General features: G+C 44.7%; 10 protein-coding genes. 6 read left to right on the top strand and 4 right to left on the bottom strand.

The window, feature by feature from the left end; translation table 11 throughout:
• Window positions 1-90: 90 nt before the first annotated feature.
• A complete protein-coding gene (locus QUB14_RS23965) occupies window positions 91-1,284 on the bottom strand; it encodes an NAD(P)/FAD-dependent oxidoreductase (RefSeq protein ID WP_333219927.1) in 1,194 nt (397 codons plus the stop codon).
• A 642-nt stretch (window positions 1,285-1,926) separates the two neighbouring features.
• Here QUB14_RS23965 and QUB14_RS23960 point away from each other — a divergent pair.
• Together QUB14_RS23960 and QUB14_RS23955 are read left to right on the top strand one after the other, a co-directional pair.
• Window positions 1,927-5,019 carry a PAS domain S-box protein gene (locus QUB14_RS23960; protein WP_333219929.1) on the top strand — a complete coding sequence of 1,031 codons (3,093 nt, stop codon included), beginning with the start codon at window positions 1,927-1,929 and terminating at the stop codon, window positions 5,017-5,019.
• Window positions 5,020-5,101: 82 nt separating this feature from the next.
• Window positions 5,102-5,527, top strand: coding sequence for a DCC1-like thiol-disulfide oxidoreductase family protein (locus tag QUB14_RS23955; RefSeq protein ID WP_333219931.1), 426 nt, complete (start codon window positions 5,102-5,104; stop codon window positions 5,525-5,527).
• 41 nt (window positions 5,528-5,568) lie between these two features.
• Here QUB14_RS23955 and QUB14_RS23950 read toward each other — a convergent pair whose 3' ends face one another.
• Together QUB14_RS23950 and QUB14_RS23945 are read right to left on the bottom strand one after the other, a co-directional pair.
• Window positions 5,569-5,994, bottom strand: coding sequence for a hypothetical protein (locus QUB14_RS23950; protein ID WP_333219933.1), 426 nt, complete (start codon window positions 5,992-5,994; stop codon window positions 5,569-5,571).
• Window positions 5,995-6,261: 267 nt separating this feature from the next.
• On the bottom strand, window positions 6,262-11,718 hold the full coding sequence (locus QUB14_RS23945) for an AAA family ATPase (protein ID WP_333219935.1): 5,457 nt from the start codon (window positions 11,716-11,718) through the stop codon (window positions 6,262-6,264).
• 191 nt (window positions 11,719-11,909) lie between these two features.
• On the opposite strand from QUB14_RS23945, the gene QUB14_RS23940 reads away from it, so the two are divergent.
• Window positions 11,910-12,041 (top strand): hypothetical protein, encoded by a 132-nt coding sequence (locus tag QUB14_RS23940; RefSeq protein WP_333219937.1) that lies wholly within the window; start codon window positions 11,910-11,912, stop codon window positions 12,039-12,041.
• On the opposite strand, the gene QUB14_RS23935 is transcribed toward QUB14_RS23940, so the two are convergent.
• The gene (locus QUB14_RS23935) at window positions 12,031-14,418 is read right to left on the bottom strand and encodes a GAF domain-containing protein (RefSeq protein ID WP_333219939.1); all 2,388 of its coding nucleotides are present in this window, start codon (window positions 14,416-14,418) and stop codon (window positions 12,031-12,033) included. The two genes, QUB14_RS23940 and QUB14_RS23935, sit on opposite strands and share 11 nt — an antisense overlap.
• A gap of 496 nt (window positions 14,419-14,914) precedes the next feature.
• Between QUB14_RS23935 and QUB14_RS23930 the strand changes: the two genes are divergently transcribed.
• The 3 genes from QUB14_RS23930 (at window position 14,915) to QUB14_RS23920 (ending at window position 18,008) form a co-directional block, all read left to right on the top strand.
• Window positions 14,915-15,697, top strand: a complete 783-nt coding sequence (locus QUB14_RS23930; protein WP_333219941.1) for a calcium-binding protein — start codon at window positions 14,915-14,917, stop codon at window positions 15,695-15,697.
• A 560-nt stretch (window positions 15,698-16,257) separates the two neighbouring features.
• Window positions 16,258-17,706, top strand: coding sequence for a signal recognition particle protein (ffh, locus tag QUB14_RS23925; protein ID WP_333219943.1), 1,449 nt, complete (start codon window positions 16,258-16,260; stop codon window positions 17,704-17,706).
• Window positions 17,707-17,873: 167 nt separating this feature from the next.
• On the top strand, window positions 17,874-18,008 hold the full coding sequence (locus QUB14_RS23920; protein ID WP_333219945.1) for a hypothetical protein: 135 nt from the start codon (window positions 17,874-17,876) through the stop codon (window positions 18,006-18,008).
• The last annotated feature ends 134 nt before the right edge of the window (window positions 18,009-18,142 follow it).

The following is an 18,142-nucleotide window of genomic DNA, read 5'->3' as shown; positions in this document are numbered from 1 at the left end:
GTTTCCGAACCGCCATCATAAGTCCTACAATCAACAATCAACAATCAACCGTCAACGGTTAACAGTCAACAGTTAACAGTCAACAATTAACTAACTTTTAAGCAACTCCTGAATCGGCTTGCTAATCCAATTGAAACCAACTTTTAGCTGATGATCGAATGTTGGCATCCGATAGAGATAGGCGAGGCGGCGAGCAATGTGGGCTAGTTGTCCGTCGAGTTTAATTCCTAAACCGGCCAGGGTGGCGTTGTCAATTCCTAATGTCATCATTTCTCCTAGCGGCTGATAGCGGAAAGGAAGTAATGGGCGGCCGGTGAGGGAGGCCCAAATGTTCCATGCGGTGTAGTCAGCTTGCTGGAAGGCTGTTTGGGCTGTTCCGGGGACTTTTTGATTAGTTGCATCGTGACATTCAGCTAAGTCTCCCAAGGCAAATATATCTGGATGGTCGATAATTTGCATTTGCGAATTGACTATTAATTGACCGCGGCGGTTTTGTTTGAGGGGTAGCGATCGCACTGCTTGACTAACTTGAGTTCCTACTGTCCACAGCACTATGTCTACGGGGAGAACATCTAATTGTCCTTTGTAAAGTAAGGATATTGTGTCGGCTTCGATCGCCTCTACTTCTGTTTCTAAGTCGATCCACACTTTCCGTTTTTCTAAAGCTTCGCTGGCGGCTTCGCGGTTAAACTCCGGTGATGTCCGCAGAATCATGTCGCTTTGCTCGACTAACCGCACGCGACCTTTTTCTCCGAGCCGATCTGCTAATTTACAAGCTAATTCTACTCCTGAATAACCGGCGCCGACGATCGCCACCCGAATTTTGTCGTTGTTGCTGGCTTCTAAAAACCGCAGTCTTTCTTCTAAGCGGTAGGCGTCGTCGAGAGTGCGAAACGAGTAAGCATATTCAACCGCACCCTTGACCATATCTAGGGGCGTTTCGCCGCCTAAAGCTAAAACCAGGCGATCGCACGGAATTTCTGGCCCGTCGTGCAACTGCACTCGCTTTTCCTCCACATCGATGCCGGAGACAGTACCCTGACAAAAGCGCACACCTGTTTTTTGCAAGAGTTCGGCAAACGGTGGGGCAATTTCCCAGGTTTGGAGTTCGTCGGTGAGGAGTTCGTACAGCAGGGGAACGAACAAAAATCGATCGCGGCGGTCAACTAGGACAATTTCGGGTTTTTCGGTTTTGGAGAAGGGTAACTGACTCAAGCGCAGGGCTGTGTAGAGTCCGCCGAAGCCTCCGCCGAGAATGCAAATCCGGGGTTGTTGTTGAGTCATGGTGTTTTGTTTGAGGGGCGATCGGTAGCAAGGAAACTTATCTTATTCTAACGAGAGTGAGGGAGTGAGGGAGTGGGGTAGTGGGAGTGGGGAAGGGGGAGAGTGGGGGAGTCGGAGAGTGAGGGAGTGGAAAAATCTTCCCTCTTTCCCTCGAACCTCAACATCCATCTGTTAAATCCGTTAAACTCACATCTGGCACCATTCTCAATAAGGCAGGACTTACGCACTCAAGGGCGTTAAACCAAGGGTTTGAGATTGCTTCACTACGTTTGCAATGACAGAAAATCGTAGTACCTGCGTCCAGGACTATAAGGATTTTAGGGGAGGGATCTCCTGCCAAACTCCTACTCCCCACAAGAAATTCATTCTTTGTGGAACAGGCCCTCGGGCCTTTTAAGCGAGAAGGGTGCACCATCTCAGTGAAATGCGTTGAATCCGTTAGACAATGCGTTTCCGAACAGTTTTCTATATCTCTAGCCTTGATTAGCTTTACCTATTAGCCAACCTCAAATTTTCTGAATGTTCGCAGAACTAATTTTGTACTATATTAGTTTATAACGAATTGTTACGCAAATTAAATTCACTTTTTATAGGGTCATCTACGCTAACACTTGCCCCCGCACTCACAAGTGAAAAAAAACCATGCAAATTTCTTCCAATTCTTCTAAATTTAAGAACGGCGATCACAATAACGAAGACGGCTCATCTTTGTTAAAAAGCGAAGAACGATATAAAAATTTAGTAGCTAATATTCCCGGTGCTGTCTACCGCTGTACCTGCGAGTATACGGACGCCGGGGAATTAACACGGACAATGGCGTTTTTGAGCGAGGCTGTTCAAGAAATATCAGGCTATCCCTCTTCGGATTTTATCAACGATCGCGTCCGTTCTTTTTCCAGCATTATCCATCCTCAAGACCGCAAAAATGTGGATGCTACTGTCAAAAAAAGTGTAGCAACCAGAACTTCGTACATCCTTGAATACCGGATTGTCCGGGCTGACGGCGAAATTAGCTGGGTTTACGAAAAAGGCAAAGCTGTTTGCTGCGAGGCGGAAGAGGCTAGAGGAAAACAAGAGGGACAAGGGGAAATTGAAGGCTTTTTGTCGGCTGTGGTTTCGCCGGTTTCGCCGATCGCAAATTCTCTGTGTCGGGTTGTTTATCTCGACGGAGTGATTTTGGATATTACTGAACGAAAGCGAGCTGAGGAAAACCTGCGAAACACTCAAGATTTTCTCAATGCGGTACTGCAAAACCTGCCGATTAGTGTCTTTATTAAAGATGCTGTAGAGCAAAAGTTTATTTATTGGAATACTGCTAGCGAAGAATTGTTTGGCTATTCGAGGGATGAAGTTATCTTAAACAATGCTGCTGGCTTTTTGGACTCAGAGCAGGCAAATTACTTGCAAGCACAAGATTTAGAAGTATTTGCAACGAGAAAAGGCGTCGATTTGCCCGAACAAACTCTGGAACTTCCGCGCCTGGGAAAGCGGATTTTACACACGAAAAAAGTTCCTTTGTTTGACGATTCGGGCGCGCCTAAGTACATTCTGGGTATTGCTGAAGATATTACGGAAAGCAAAAACAATGAAACTGAATTGTCGCGCTTGGCCATTGTGGCTCAAAAAACCCAAAATGGTGTGATTATTACTGATGCTCAAGGCTGCATTGAATGGGTGAATGAAGGATTTACTCGGATTAGCGGTTATGTGCTGGCAGAAATGCAGGGAAAAAAACCGGGTGATGTACTGCAAGGCCCTGAAACAGACCCGCTAACTATTGCTCAACTGCGATCGGCTTTGGCTGCAGGCGTGCCGTTTAATCAGGAAATCTACAATTACAAAAAAAATGGAAAGGGTTATTGGGTGGCGCTTTCGATCGCCCCAATTTATCAAGAAAATGGTGAACTAGAAGGTTTTATTGCGGTGCAAACTGATATTACGGACCGCAAGCAAGCAGAGGAAACACTCAGGGAGAGGGAGAATTATTACCGCTGCATTGTCGAGACGGCTTCGGAGGGCGTTTGGGTGTTTGACAGGGAAAGTATCACGACTTTTGCTAACTCTCGAATGGGCGAAATGCTGGGGTATACTGTGGAGGAAATGCTGGGGCGATCGCTATTTGAGTTTATAGATTCCGACTCTAGGAAAATAGCAGAAACTTACGTCAAGCGCAGGCGGCAAGGCATTAGCGAACGCCACGATTTTAAGTTTACTCGCAAAGACGGATCTCACTTGTGGGCGATCGTGTCGGCGACGCCGATGTTCGACGCTGAGGGCGAATTTTCTGGGGTGTTGCGGATGATTACCGATATTAGCGATCGCAAACAAGCAGAAGCAGAATTGCGCCAAACTCTCAAAGAGTTGGAATTTGAAAAATTTGCTTTGGATCAATCGGCAATTGTCTCGAATACCGACGAATTCGGAGCGATTACCTATGTCAACGATCAATTTTGCGAACAATTTAAATATTCCCGAGAAGAACTGATCGGTAAAACCCACAGACTTGTCAATTCTGGCTATCATTCAGCAGATTTTTTCAAGCAGCTTTGGTCAACCATCCGCCAGGGAAAGGTTTGGCGGGGAGAAATGAAAAATCAAGCTAAAGACGGCACATTATTCTGGTTGGATACTACGATTGTACCTTTCTTAAATACGAACGGCGAACCCCATCAATATGTAGCAATTCGCAAAGATATTACCAAGCGCAAACACGCAGAAGAAGCGGTGCGACTTTCCGAAAGTCAATTGAGGGCTAAAAATCAAGAATTGGCAAAAGCCCTACGGGACGTGCATAAAACTCAAAGCATGATGGTTCAAAATGAAAAAATGGTAAGTTTGGGGCAATTAGTCGCTGGGGTTGCTCACGAAATCAACAATCCAGTTAGCTTTATTTACGGCAACGTCATGCACGCTGACGATTACTTTAAAGACTTGCTAAAAATGCTCCAACTTTACCAGAAGGAATACCCGCACCCAACACCGGCAATTAAACAAGAAATAGATGATGTCGATTTGAATTTTCTGCTCAAAGATTTGCCAATGCTGTTAAATTCGATGAAAATGGGAGCAGAGCGAATTCGCCAAATTGTGCTGTCACTGAAGAATTTTTCGCGATTAGATGAAGCCGAACAAAAGCAGGTGGATATTCACGAAGGGATTGAAAGCACTTTGTTGATTTTGCAGCACAGGTTGAAAGAAACGGCAGGGCGTCCTAAAATTCTGCTGCTCAAAGAGTTCGGCAATTTGCCCCGCGTACAGTGTTATGCAGGACAGTTGAATCAGGTTTTTATGAATATTATTGGCAATGCAATTGATGCTTTGGAAGAGGCAATGGAGACTGGACAGTGGGCGGAGGGGGAACAGGCACCTATTCCTTATTGTCCTTCCCCGACGCTGCGGATTTGTACGGAGGTAAAATATGAAGAGGATACTTTGATGCAGGCAGATTCTGCTGTTTCTGATGCTTCGGTTCGGCATCCTTCTCATATTGTGATTCGGATTGCTGACAACGGCCCGGGGATTCCGATAGATGTTCACGAAAGGCTATTCGATCCGTTTTTTACTACGAAAGAACCTGGTAAAGGTACTGGTTTGGGGCTGTCGATCAGCTATCAAATTGTGGTAGAAAAACACGGCGGGCAGCTTAAATGCCATTCCGCACCGGGTCAAGGCACGGAATTTGCGATCGAGATTCCTGTGGGGAATAGTCAGTGGTCAGTAGTCAGTAGTCAGTAATTATTTACTACCAATTACCCATTCCCAATGCCCAATTCCCAATGCCCAATTCATTATTCCCAATTCATTATTCCCCATAACCATGAAATATAACGTAATTTATGACGGCAATTGCAATCTATGCGTTACTTTGGTACAGTTACTAGAAACCTTAGACCAAGGCACGCGGTTTGAGTATATTCCCATGCAAGATTTAGAGCAATTAAATCGCTTTGGGATTACGTCTGGAGACTGCGAAATGGGGATGATTTTGATAGATGGCAATACCCCAGAACGGCGCTGGCAGGGCAGCGATGCGGCGGAGGAAATCGGGCGGATATTGCCGGGAGGCGAGGTGTTTGTGGCTGCTTATCGGGCAATGCCGGGGATGAAGTGGATGGGCGATCGCGTGTACGAACAAGTCCGCGATAACCGCTATACTTTGTTTGGCAAGCGATCGACTACTTACAAATCTGTTTATCCGGTTGGCTGTAGGTCGATCGACAATTGCGATAATAGCAAGGACTAAAGTCCTTACTACAAACAGGTTCGCAGTGAAAACTGAATTCCTCAAAAAGATTGATTAAACAAATCGAATATCTGCTGGCAAAAGTCTTTGAGTTTTTGCGCCGACTCCACCGCAGGTTCGGTTTGGCCGAGAAAATTCCAATTTTCCACGGTAGAAAAGTGCCACTGCTGACCGCTATGATCGTAACCGGCGGCCTCAACTCCGATCGCGCGCCGATATCCTTCCACCGGATCTTGGTAAAATCGGATTTGAATCAAAATGCTGCGGCTTTGCAGCAAGCGACTTCTACCGGGAAAATGGAAGCCAATGTCGATCGAATCTGGATCTACAAGTTCTCTGGTATCCTGGTCATTCATCCAAGGTTTCAAATCGACTTTTGCATCCGGGAATTCGGACTTGAATAAATTAACAACCGCAGCAATTTTGCTGGCAACTTCTATATTTTTGGCTTGTTCGGCAGCGTTCACTCGAAAAACTCCTATCAAATATAGTTATTACATTTAGCTAATAATGTAACTGCATACTGCCGAATGTAGACTGTGAACAGCGGACTTTTTCATAAATAATTAGGCATTGACAAATTTTCATATATGTGTTGTGCCGTTTTTAGCCGAGTCTCGATCCCCCTAAATCCCCCTTAAAAAGGGGGACTTTGAGTAGGCTCTTGTCCCCCCCTTATTAAGGGGGGTTAGGGGGGATCTTCGGGTTTTAAAACACGCCATAGTTCCATAATCTTAATTCACGGGAAGTGCGATCGCAAATTCCGTACCTTCTCCCAGCACCGATTCGCAAGTTAGTTTACCGCCGTGGGTTTCTTCTACAATTTGCCGGCTGATAGACAACCCCAAACCAGTACCTTTTCCTACTCCTTTGGTAGTAAATAAATGGTCAAATATTTTCGACTTGACCTCCGATGACATCCCTTGACCGTTATCTTTGATTTTAATCACCACGCTGTTGTTATCGTCCCCGAGATGAGTGATAATGGCGATCGTATTCGGTAAAGCTTCAATTTCAGCGTAAGTGCGACCCTGGTTGAATTCGTCAAAACACTCGATCGCATTTGCCAGCAAATTCATAAATACCTGATTTAGTTGCCCAAAATAACATTTAACTGGCGGGATATCTCCGTATTCTTTGATAATCTTAATCGCGGGGCGAGTATCTTTAGCTTTCAGGCGATACTGTAAAATCATCAAAGTGCTGTCGATACCGTCATGAATATTTGCTGACACTTTAGTCGCACTGTCAGCGCGGGAAAAAGTCCGCAAAGACTTGCTAATATTTCGGATGCGCTCTGTACCTGATTTCATAGATAAAAGCATTTTCGGCAAATCTTCGATCAAATATTCTAAATCAATTTCCGATACTTTATCCTCTAACTCATCTCCAGGATTAGGAAATTTTTCTTGGTAAAGTTGTAAGCAATCAATCAAATCTAAGCTCGCCTCAGCAGCAGCATCAAGATTGCCCGCAATAAAACCAAGCGGATTGTTAATTTCGTGAGCAACCCCTGCAATCAAGTTGCCGAGAGCCGACATTTTTTCGCTTTGAATAAGTTGCAGTTGCGCCTGTTGCAATTCATTGAAAGATTTTTCTAACTGTTGAGATTTTTCTTTCTCGCGCGCGTACAAACCAGCATTTTCTACAGCAATAGCAACTTGAGAAATTAACACTTTGAATACTTCTACTCTCTCTGCTGTAAAAGCTCCTACTGTCAAAGCATTTTCTAAATAAATTATTCCGCGCCGCTGAGATTGATAAATAATCGGCAAACAGAGAATTGATTTTGGTTGATATTTCCGAATATAGGTATCCACCTTAAAAGGTTCGGCGACAGTCGCATTGTCTAAAACCAGATGCTTTTGACTGCGCTGTACGTAATTAATCACAGACAGGGGAACATCTTGACTATTTTCTACGGGAATAGAGGGTAAAAGTGTCACTTTATCCTCCGCAAAACTGCCAGTAGCTTCTATACAGAGGATATCGTTTTTCAGCAACAGCAGCACTACTTTTTGAGCCGCAGCATTTTCTAAAATAATTTTGATTAATTTTGTCAACAATTTTTCTAGAACAATTTCACCGTTAATGGCTTGCGCCGACTTAATAAAAGTAGCTAAGTCTAAGAAATCGCCTAAACTACTACTGGTAGTATTTCCCGTGGCAGTGCGGGTGACATCGAGGGTTGGGGTTGGAATTGTGCGCGTCTGTGCTGCTAAGAAAGGATGTATTGATTCTAAATGTTTAACTTTAGCTATGGCTCCCCAATGGATATATCCATAATAGGCTTTAGTCAGATATGCTTGAGAAACGATCTCTTTACCCAAAGCTTGATAAAATTCTCCGGCTAATTCATAGGCTAATGCTTCCTCTTGAATGTAACCGTTTTTGGCTGCTCCATCAATTGCGCGATCGTACAATTCCATTGCTTCAGTATTTTGCCCCAAAACTCGCGCTGTTTCCGCTGCAACCAAATCGTATTTGTGTTGATAATTCATCGGAGCATGAACTGCCCACTTTCTCATCTTTTTTTGGTTTTGTACAATTTTTTTTAGATATTGCTTTTGCTCTTCTTTGCCAGTTGCGGGATACAAGGCGAGGAGACTGAGAGAATAGTAAAAATTATTCACTGAAACTACATAAAATCCGGCTGCTGCTTCTTCATATTTCTCAAATAACCGTGAATTTTCTAAGGCTTGTAAGTAGTTTCGGAAGAGAAAATTTAGCATGGCTTTGGCATTATAAACCACACAAACTAGTATAAAGCTTTTAGATTCTATTAAAGCGGGGATCGTTTTTAATTCATTGAAGCTCTCGCCGACTAAATAGCATGGTTCGACAGTTTTGCCACACAAATTGAGGGCAGTCTGTTTCTCTACACTTATATACTGTACAGCCATTTCTATTTGAGATTGCTGCATTAGTTTCAGATACTTACTTATCTCCTCGTCAACCTGAGCGAGAGGCTCTCCCATCCACAGTTTATAAGTACAATATATATTAATAGAATAAGCTGCATATTCCAACTCTCCCGTTTCCATCCCAGCTTGAAAACTTTCTTTGAGATCGCCTAATCCTGACTTGACAGAGGCTTTCCAGTGGTTAATAAAAGCACCAAAGGGTGTATAAACTCTACTTTTGATTGAACGGGATGGAAATTTGTCTAACATCCTAATTGCCAGTTGACCGAATTGGTAGGCCAAACTACTGTCCCCTAGCTTGTACATAACTACCCCATAAAAAACGTAGGCAATACTCGCATAAGGCGAATTACCATATTTAATGCACAGCTTGACCATCCTAGATGCCAGTAGCGGTACCAGTGGGGGCTTAGCCTGAACAGCAGTGCTGATAATCCCTGATAAAATCCGCATGGCTGCTTGTTTGTCGGGATCGGTCATTTCTGGCAAGTTAGCTAAATCCTCAATTCGTTTCAATCCCAAGCTCAGTTTTGTATTAATCACTCCCGCCAAAATATTGAAAAAATTGGGGTTTTGAGGAAAAGAAATGCCTAACAGTTTTAGCACTTCCAGTCCTGTATTTAGTGCTTCTATCAGTCGGATTTGAGCATTGTAAGAGTGGATTTGAAGTTCATAAACATTCACTTTTTCCAGTAGAGTTTTAGCTTTTTGCAGTACGATATGGACCAGTTTTTTTGAATCTTCATAGTTGATGTTTAAATATTCAGCTCCGGCTGTTGACTCGTAAATTGCTAAAGTTAAGTCATACTGACTTTGCCAACAATCCACTGGCAATAATTCCATAGCAACCCGCAAATACCTAACAGCAGCTTCATAAGCAGCCGCCGCTTTCGCCTTGCGTCCAGCAGTTAAATTTAATTTGGCTAACTGCGTCTTTTCAGCAGGCTGGCTAATGGTGTCAATTCCGACATTCAACTGATTGACGATATCAAAGATATTTTCTTCTAGCTTGTCTGGGGGAGTATTCTGTAACAGTAATTGACCGATCTTTAAATGGGTAGATTGCTTTTGATCTTCTGGAATTAGCGAATATGCGGCTTGCTGAACGCGATCGTGCAAAAATTTGTAACTAACCCGCGAAGTGTCTAAGTTGAGATTGATTGATTCGGCTCGATCGAAAACTAAAGGAATGCGATAAGCATCGCTCAAGGGCAGAATCAACCCTGCTTGCAAAGCTGAATAAAGTTCAGTGGCTGTAGCATTAGCTGAGTTTTCGCGGACAAGTGACAGGACATCAAGAGTAAATTTATCCCCCACGCAAGCTGCTAATTTCAAAACTTCTTGCGCCGCTGCGGGGAGCTTTTCAATGCGAGAAGCTACCAGTTCCACCACACTTTTATCGGTGATTCCAATGGCTTGGATTTCATCGATACTCCAATACCAGCCACTTTGACTTACCTCATTTGTAATGTGATTAAATTCAAATTTCAAAAGAGAGTCTTGATAAAGTGCTTGGAGTAATTGGGTCAAGAAAAAAGGATTGCCACCTGTTTTATTCCAGATTAAATTGGCTAGATTTGTTACTTTTTCTGTGCAAGTGTTAAGTGTTTCAGTCACTAATTCGGTCACATTTGCTAAATCCAGCGGTTGCAACACGATATTGTTGACTCTTGTACCAGTTTTTTCAATCTCTTCAACAGTCTGAATTAAGGGGTGGGTCGGACTAACTTCATTGTCTCGATAGGCACCGATTAGCAACAAATATTCTTGGTCAGGGTCAGTTATCAGTATTTGCATCAACTTTAATGTTGCTGAATCTGCCCACTGCAAATCGTCTAAAAAGATAACTAGGGGGTGTTCTTTTTGGGCGAAAACGCGAATAAATTCTTTGAATACCCGATTGAATCGATTTTGGGATTCTACAGGGGGGAGTTCTGGGACTTCTGGCTGTTTGCCGATGATTAATTCAACTTTTGGAATTACGTCGGCAATTACTTGGCCGTCTGTTCCCACTGCTGTTAAAATTTTAGTGCGCCATATTTCTAATGAAAGTGCACTTTCTGTTAGCAATTGCCGCAGCAAGGAGTTAAATGCTTGGATTAATGAGGCATAAGGAATGTTGCGTTTTAATTGGTCAAATTTGCCGCTAATAAAGTAACCTTTTGACCTAGTAATTGGTTTGCTAACTTCGTTGACTACGGCTGATTTACCGATGCCTGAGTAGCCTGATACTAGCATTAATTCGCTGCTTCCTGATGGGGGCGGGTTTTGTTCTAAGGTTGTTGGTTTTCCTAACAAATTGTTGGCTAAACCCCCTCTTACACGTTCAAATGCTGCTAGCAATTCATTAACCTGATTTTCCCGACCGTACAATTTTTGGGGGATTAACAATTGGCTGAGAATATCTAAGCGTCCGGGGATGAAGTCGGCAATTTGTCCGCTGGTTTCTAACTGATGCAAAGAAATTTCTAAGTCGGCTAACAATCCGGCGGCACTTTGATATCTATCTTCGGCATTTTTTGCTATCAATTTTATCACTATTTCTGAAATGACGGCAGGTATTTCAGAATTAATTTTATGGGGATATGTTGGTTGAACTGCAATGTGGCTATAAACTATTTCTAAGGGGTCGTTGCTGGGGAAAGGCAATTTTCCAGTCAGCATTTCATATAATGTGATACCAAGGGAATAAAAGTCTGTGCGGTAGTCGAGGGTGCGGTTCATTCTCCCGGTTTGTTCGGGTGACATATAGGCTAAGGTGCCTTCGACTGAGTTGGGATTGTTAAATTGCGGGTTTTCTTTGTTGAGTTTGCTAGCAATGCCGAAGTCGGTGAGTTTTACTTGTTTTGTTTGCGAGTTAATTATGATGTTGCTGGGTTTAATGTCTTTGTGAATAATGTGCTGAAAATGCAGGTATTGTAAAGCTTTGACTATTTGGATGGCGATGTTTAAATTTGCTTGCAGGCTCAAGGTTTCTCTTTCCAGCAGTTTGGCGAGGGATTCGCCGCCAAAGTCTTCTAAAACGATTCCTAATCGGTGGTCAAATGTTTGGAGACTGATGGCTTTGACGATTTGTTCGCTGTCTAAATTTTGGCGGATTTGATATTCGTGTTTGAGCCTGGTAATGGCTTCGAGGGTGGGATATTCAGCTTTGAGGACTTTCAGAATTGCTGGGGCCGCGTCTGTCGGTGTTTGTCCGCGATAGATTATTGTTTCGACGCCTTCGTGCAGAGTAGAATTTATTTGGTATTCTGATAAGGTTAACATAAATTAAATTATAGATTTTCGGATCTAATAAGGGTTAGATTAACACTACTTAGTTTTGATTTTGTGTGATTCAGATCGTGTATTTTGCGATTTCCAATCACACGGAATATACACTAAGTGAAAATGTGGGCTTGCTCGTTGTTGTCAACAAACATCTTAAATGTAATCTCGGTCTTGGGTGTGAGTCCCGAATGCTTTCGTTCCACAGTTTCTCAGGGAGGAGGGGAGCGATCGCACTGGGCCTCAAACGCCTCAAACAGCAGGAGATGGGAGCGATCGCACTGGGCCTCAAACAGGCAATTGAACGGGTTCTCAATCGCTGACTACCGTAACTTCACAGATAGTAGGAATAGATTCCGGTTCAGGCAAAATACGCACGCGGGCGAATTTTAAACCGCTGACTCCTTGCAGTGATTCTACCATGCCAGTCTGAACTTTTGGTTCTACCCAACCTTCGCGAGACAAGTAGCGCAAGTATTGTTGGTACTCTTCCCATTCGTCTTCGGTTGAATAAACTACCGTTAACATTCCTGGCTGGGTAATCCGCTCTTGTGCGTCTTTGTCAACGGCTTTTTCGATACGTTTTTTCACGAGTTCGTAGCGGATGTCGCGAGTGCCTTTTACGTCAAACATTTTTTCGGTGTTTTCGTTGTGAAAAATGTCGATCGTGGTATTTTGCACTAAGACTAAATGTGCGAGTTCCATGTTAATTTGAGACTCGGCTTGCAGGCGAAAAACAGTGCGGCCGCAGTCGCAAATTGCTCGCAGTTGTTCGTACCGCAAACTGTGCAGGTGAAACTGGCTAAATTTGGGGTCGATCGATTTTCCTACATAAATCATGTGATCGAGCCCGTCGGTGCATTCGATGTCGCAGTAGTGGGGAAGAATTTGCTGCATTTTTTCTTGCCAGCGGGCCCAAGTTTCTTGGAGTTTGGTGCCGATTAGGTTCAGCATTTGGTCGTAGCGGGTGCGATCGCTGTAAACGCAGTTGTGTTCGTTTTCACAGGCTGCTTGGTAAGCTTCAACGGCTGCCTGAACCCTGGGGTCGCACTGCACAAAATAGTCAAAATATACTTCTAAATGCTCGTTTAAATACTTGGCTGCTCGCACCTCCATATCGACTGTTACTTTTTGTTTTAAACGCTGAATGTAGTCGAGCAAGTCGAGCCGCAGTTGCTCGCCGAGGTGGGTAGTTTGTGTTTGACAAACGGCATCAGCTATGACTAAAGCTAAGCGGAATTGTTCGAGCAAATCAGTTTGAATGGCTCGGTTTCTTTCGTCGCTAGAACCGCGAATGTCCGAAATTCCGTACAGCGGATGAACGTCAGCAAATACGATTGTTTCTGGGGGCAGTCCCCAACTTCGCCTTTCTGCTTCTTGAGCGAACCGCCACTCGACTGCGGGGTGGATGTTGTGAATGTGGGTAAACCGCTCCTGGATGGCTTGCCGGAGGGCTGCAATGAAGGCGGGAATGAGTTCTTGGGCGTGTTGAGCGTCAATGCCGTTGAAGTGGTTGGGCCGATCGCACAACACCCCCACGACGCCCAAAATCCGCTGCCCGCACCCCTCGCGGCTGACAGATTTGACTACCAGGGGCACCAGCAGCATCGATCGAGTTCCCATTCTCCGCAAAGTTCGATCGCACTCGGTTTCGCACTCCCTACGCAAGTCTGGCACGTTCCAAACTTGATTTGCTGCTGTGGCCTTCAACAAGTGAGAAGCTTCTAGGGAGTGCATTGAATAAAGAATCGGCTGCAAATGTTGGCCGTCTTTTGCAACTAATAGCTGTACCTGTTCGCCGTCGAGGCGCAGCAGCAAAGTGCCCTCAGCATTGAAGAGCGATCGCAAACACCGATCGATTTTCTCAAATTTGTCAGGTCGCAGCATCGAATCTCGATCGATCAATAACTGAGTCAGACGGCGAATTTGCTCCTGCAGGGTGACATCAAAACCTTCTAGCAGCAGCAAACCTTCTACGCGGTAATTATCCAACTGCAATCGATCGGCTAACTTTTCCAGTTGATTCGGCTGCATCAGCCAAGCTTCCCGTTCCGCAACAGGCATTAATTTTAAAGGAACATCCGCAAATTCATCTATTGTTGAGTCAATCCGAGTAATTTTTAACTGTTCCGAACCGAGCCAAAATTCAATAAATCTGGGTTCTGGGTGTTTGGGGTTTTTTACACTCGCCGTGACAGGTTCGTCTAGCACCCGCAAACCGTCGATGTCAATTTGATAATATTGCTTAAATACCCAGTGCAAAAGATGGCGGCGGTACAATTGTTCTGCTGTTTTGCCGCCCCAATCCTCGAACAGTTCCAGCAGAGTGAGGTGGCTTTCTGCAAACCAACCGTTGGTAGATTGAGTTGCCAAAGACGTTTCCTCCCAACCGGCCAAGCGACAAAATGCCGCGTTAGCATAACGCAGGGCAAAAGTTCCCGGTTCCACTACTGCGATTAAAACGCGGCGATCGCCAAGAAATTGAAACAGTCGCTTTAAATCTTGTTTCCACGTTTTCAAGGGTTCCATTTCAGCAGATTGACTAGGTACTTGGCCGGCCAAAGCTTCCAGTAGCTGTTCTATACTTGGTTCGCTGGGCAGATTGTTACTGTCTTGCTCTTTTGGGGCGCTCTCTGTAGCTGGCAGTGATTTTACGGAGTTGTTGTTGTTTTGAGGGGAAGACGATTTAGGAGTAGACATGAGTAAAACACCTGAAAGCAGTGGATTTTGCCAAAGAATATCAGCGATCGGCGATTATGGCTTTGTAAAGAGCTTAGATCCTGTTTGTAAAGTTTGTGTATGGGTATCGGAAACTGGGTTTTTTCTCGGACGATGGGCCCAGGGACTTTTACTTTTATTCACAAACAACCTCTCAGTCTCGACGTTATAGGTGATATTAACGTGTTTACTGCCTGGGGGGTAACACCCATTATAAGCGGTAGACAGTAGCGGATAGTGTCAGCAACTAATGCTATTTGACTCAGAGGCGAGATATATAGCAGGTTTGGGTTGAATGAAGCACAGCCCTGGTAATTGGTAATTGGTAATTGGTAATTGGTAATTAATAATTAGCAAGCTGGTTGCTTGTCACTAAATTAGCAAACTGGCGACAAAAGTTCCAATATTACTTGCTATTTGGCAATGCAAGAATTAACATATATAATACAGCTAACAGGATTTTTGAAAGGACATAGTTATGGCTTTAACGGTTAACAATCTCACTAGCGATGTGACGGGATTTCCTGTATTTGCTGGGGGTGGGCCACGTCTTTTGGGATTCGCTACACCCGATGAGATTAACGTAGGGAATGGAAATTTGTCGTCTTTTCCCTGGGGAGTTTGGGGACTCGACGGCAACGATACTATAGGAGGTTCGTCGGATTCCAACGAACGGCTGCTAGGAAATAATGGCAGTGATATTATCGGCGGTGGTGGCGGAAATGACATAATTTACGGCGGGAAAGATGACGATCGCCTGGATGGAAATGATGGCAACGACGTAGTTAGGGGCGACGCCGGAAATGACCTTACCTTCGGAGGGTTCGGGAACGATCTCCTGCGGGGAGGGCAAGGAGATGACGATTTAGAGGGCAATGAGGGCAACGATTTCTTAGCAGGCGATCGGGGAGTTGACGTGCTCACGGGAGGCCTCGGTGCTGATATATTTGTGCTCAGAAGCAACGATGAAGCATTTGGTATAAATGGAGCAGATGTCGTTACCGATTTTAACTTTGACGAGGGCGATCGCATCGGTTTGACGGACGGTTTAACAGAACTAGACCTTTTCTTTGAAGACGACAATTTGATTGCTTACGATAACGATGGAATTATCAACGACATGGTAATTGAAAACATAATTAACGGGCAGATTGTGGGGATAGTTTTAAACACGAACAACTTTGAACTTACGGGTGCATTTGAACAAGCGAGTCCGTTTGCCTTGGCAGTTAACGGTTCTCAATTCCAGTTTTTAGCTTAGTTATGTGTAGGGAATTAGACGGGCTATAGAGCGAGTTGCGGCTAGGGGACACGGCAGTGCCGCGTCCCTACAGATAGCGGGCAATCTATCTATACGCAACCGTACTTTGCAGAATAGATATTAAAACATTTATCCCTTTATAGATTTTTTAGGCTCATCATTATTCCTCAAAGCCGTCGAATCCTTGAGACGGAGGTCATTAATTGAAAAAGTCGAAAAGGGCCATCGCACCCTCTTCACAGTCCAACTAGCGATCGCAGAATACATAAAAACTCACATCTTATAGCAGTTTTAAGAACAGGCAAGATGCCTGTTCCACAACAGATGAATTTTAGGGCAGCAGTTTTAAGAACAGGCAAGATGCCTGTTTCACAATAGATGAATTTTAGGGCAGCAGTTTTAAGAACAGGCAAGATGCCTGTTCCACAATATATGAATTGTCTTGTGGGGCATTGCTCCTAGCCCGCCCTGAAAGGATTATTCAAAAATTAGCAACACATTAATCCAAACATCCGCATTTAGCCTTAAAATTAAAAAGACTGACTAGCCAACAATGCCCTATGTTTGAAGCCCTTGCCGATCGACTCGAATCCACCTGGAAAAAACTGCGCGGACAAAATAAAATCTCCGAGTCCAACATCCAAGACGCGCTCAAAGAAGTCCGCCGCGCCCTCCTGGAAGCCGATGTCAACCTCCAAGTCGTCAAAAACTTCATCGGAGAGGTAGCGGCAAAAGCACAAGGCGCAGAAGTCGTTTCAGGCGTCCGTCCAGACCAACAATTCATTAAAATCGTCCACGACGAACTCGTGCGCGTCATGGGGGAAACCAACGTACCCCTAGCCACCGCAGACTCCGGGCCCACAGTTGTCCTGATGGCCGGTTTGCAAGGAACCGGGAAAACCACAGCTACCGCCAAACTAGCGCTGCACCTCCGCAAACAAAATCGTACCGCACTGCTAGTCGCAACCGACATTTATCGACCAGCCGCGATCGACCAATTGCTGACCCTCGGCAAACAAATCGACGTACCAGTATTTGAATTAGGCAAAGACATTGACCCCGTAGAAATTGCCCGCCAAGGCATCGAGCACGGCAAACAAATCGGCATTGATACCATCATCGTCGATACAGCAGGCCGCCTGCAAATCGACCAAGACATGATGGCAGAATTGGGCCGCATCAAACAAACAGTACAACCCCACGAAACGCTGTTAGTTGTTGATGCCATGACCGGCCAAGAAGCAGCAAATTTAACCCGCACCTTTCACGAACAAATCGGCATTACCGGCGCAATCTTAACCAAATTAGACGGCGACAGCCGCGGCGGTGCAGCCTTGTCAGTGCGGCAAATATCCGGCGCGCCGATTAAATTTGTCGGCGTCGGCGAAAAAGTGGAAGCCTTGCAACCATTTTATCCCGATCGCATGGCATCGAGAATACTCGGCATGGGCGATGTCTTGACGCTAGTAGAAAAAGCGCAAGAAGAATTCGACATCGCCGATGCCGAAAAAATGCAAGAGAAAATGCTCACGGCAAAGTTTGACTTTACCGACTTTCTCAAACAAACCAGACTGTTAAAAAATATGGGTTCCCTCGGCGGCATCATGAAAATGATTCCGGGGATGAACAAACTCTCAGACGAACAAATGCGGCAGGGAGAAGTGCAGCTAAAACGCACCGAAGCCATGATTAATTCGATGACAGTTGAAGAACGCCGCAACCCCGAACTTTTAGCAAGTTCTCCCTCCCGCCGCCGCCGCATCGGCAAAGGCGCAGGCTACGCAGAAAATGACGTAACAAAGCTGGTGAGCGATTTCCAGAAAATGCGTACAATGATGCAGCAAATGAGTCAAGGCAACTTTACAGGAATGGGAGGATTGCCCGGAATGCCCGGAATGCCGGGAATGGGGGGCCCCGGAATGCAGCCCGGTTCCCGCGGCTATATGGGTGCCCAGCAGAAGAAGAAAAAGAAAAAAGATAAGCCAAAAAAAGGTTTCGGACAGTTGTAGAAAGCATCAAACTTATTGCACGATTGTCAAAAATTTGTAGGGGCGGGTTCACCAAAAATAATTGCCTAAAACCGATAATCTCGTAAACCCGCCCCACCCCCCGCGATAGTTCTTATTTAACTCTTTTCTTGTTGCCGAGTTCAATCTAAAAAAGCCTGCAATTAAATATGGTACAAACAATCACTCAACCAGAAACCATATCTATAGAATTGCCAAACGCGATCGGGCTTCTTGTCAGTAGCGAGCAATTCGAGGCCCTAGCATTGGCAAATCCCGACTTGAGATTAGAGAGAAATGTATAAGGAGAGTAGGCTCTTGGCCCTGTCCCACAAGAGTTTCATAAAATTTATCGAGGCAAACTATAGCCTTTCTCAGAAAGATGAGGTATGATGTAACTGACTTGAACGAAGTGAAAAATATAGAACCCGAAAATGTC

The organism is Microcoleus sp. B3-D2 (assembly GCF_036705345.1).
Lineage (GTDB): Bacteria > Cyanobacteriota > Cyanobacteriia > Cyanobacteriales > Microcoleaceae > Microcoleus.
This window is presented reverse-complemented; position numbering and strand designations above follow the sequence as displayed.

What these genes read in the sequence shown, in the direction of transcription:
- QUB14_RS23965 (WP_333219927.1), bottom strand. Translation starts at nt 1,284, where the DNA reads ATGACTCAACAACAACCCCGGATTTGCATTCTCGGCGGAGGCTTCGGC.
- QUB14_RS23960 (WP_333219929.1), top strand. Translation starts at nt 1,927, where the DNA reads ATGCAAATTTCTTCCAATTCTTCTAAATTTAAGAACGGCGATCACAAT.
- QUB14_RS23955 (WP_333219931.1), top strand. Translation starts at nt 5,102, where the DNA reads ATGAAATATAACGTAATTTATGACGGCAATTGCAATCTATGCGTTACT.
- QUB14_RS23945 (WP_333219935.1), bottom strand. Translation starts at nt 11,718, where the DNA reads ATGTTAACCTTATCAGAATACCAAATAAATTCTACTCTGCACGAAGGC.
- QUB14_RS23940 (WP_333219937.1), top strand. Translation starts at nt 11,910, where the DNA reads ATGCTTTCGTTCCACAGTTTCTCAGGGAGGAGGGGAGCGATCGCACTG.
- QUB14_RS23935 (WP_333219939.1), bottom strand. Translation starts at nt 14,418, where the DNA reads ATGTCTACTCCTAAATCGTCTTCCCCTCAAAACAACAACAACTCCGTA.
- QUB14_RS23930 (WP_333219941.1), top strand. Translation starts at nt 14,915, where the DNA reads ATGGCTTTAACGGTTAACAATCTCACTAGCGATGTGACGGGATTTCCT.
- ffh (WP_333219943.1), top strand. Translation starts at nt 16,258, where the DNA reads ATGTTTGAAGCCCTTGCCGATCGACTCGAATCCACCTGGAAAAAACTG.
- QUB14_RS23920 (WP_333219945.1), top strand. Translation starts at nt 17,874, where the DNA reads ATGGTACAAACAATCACTCAACCAGAAACCATATCTATAGAATTGCCA.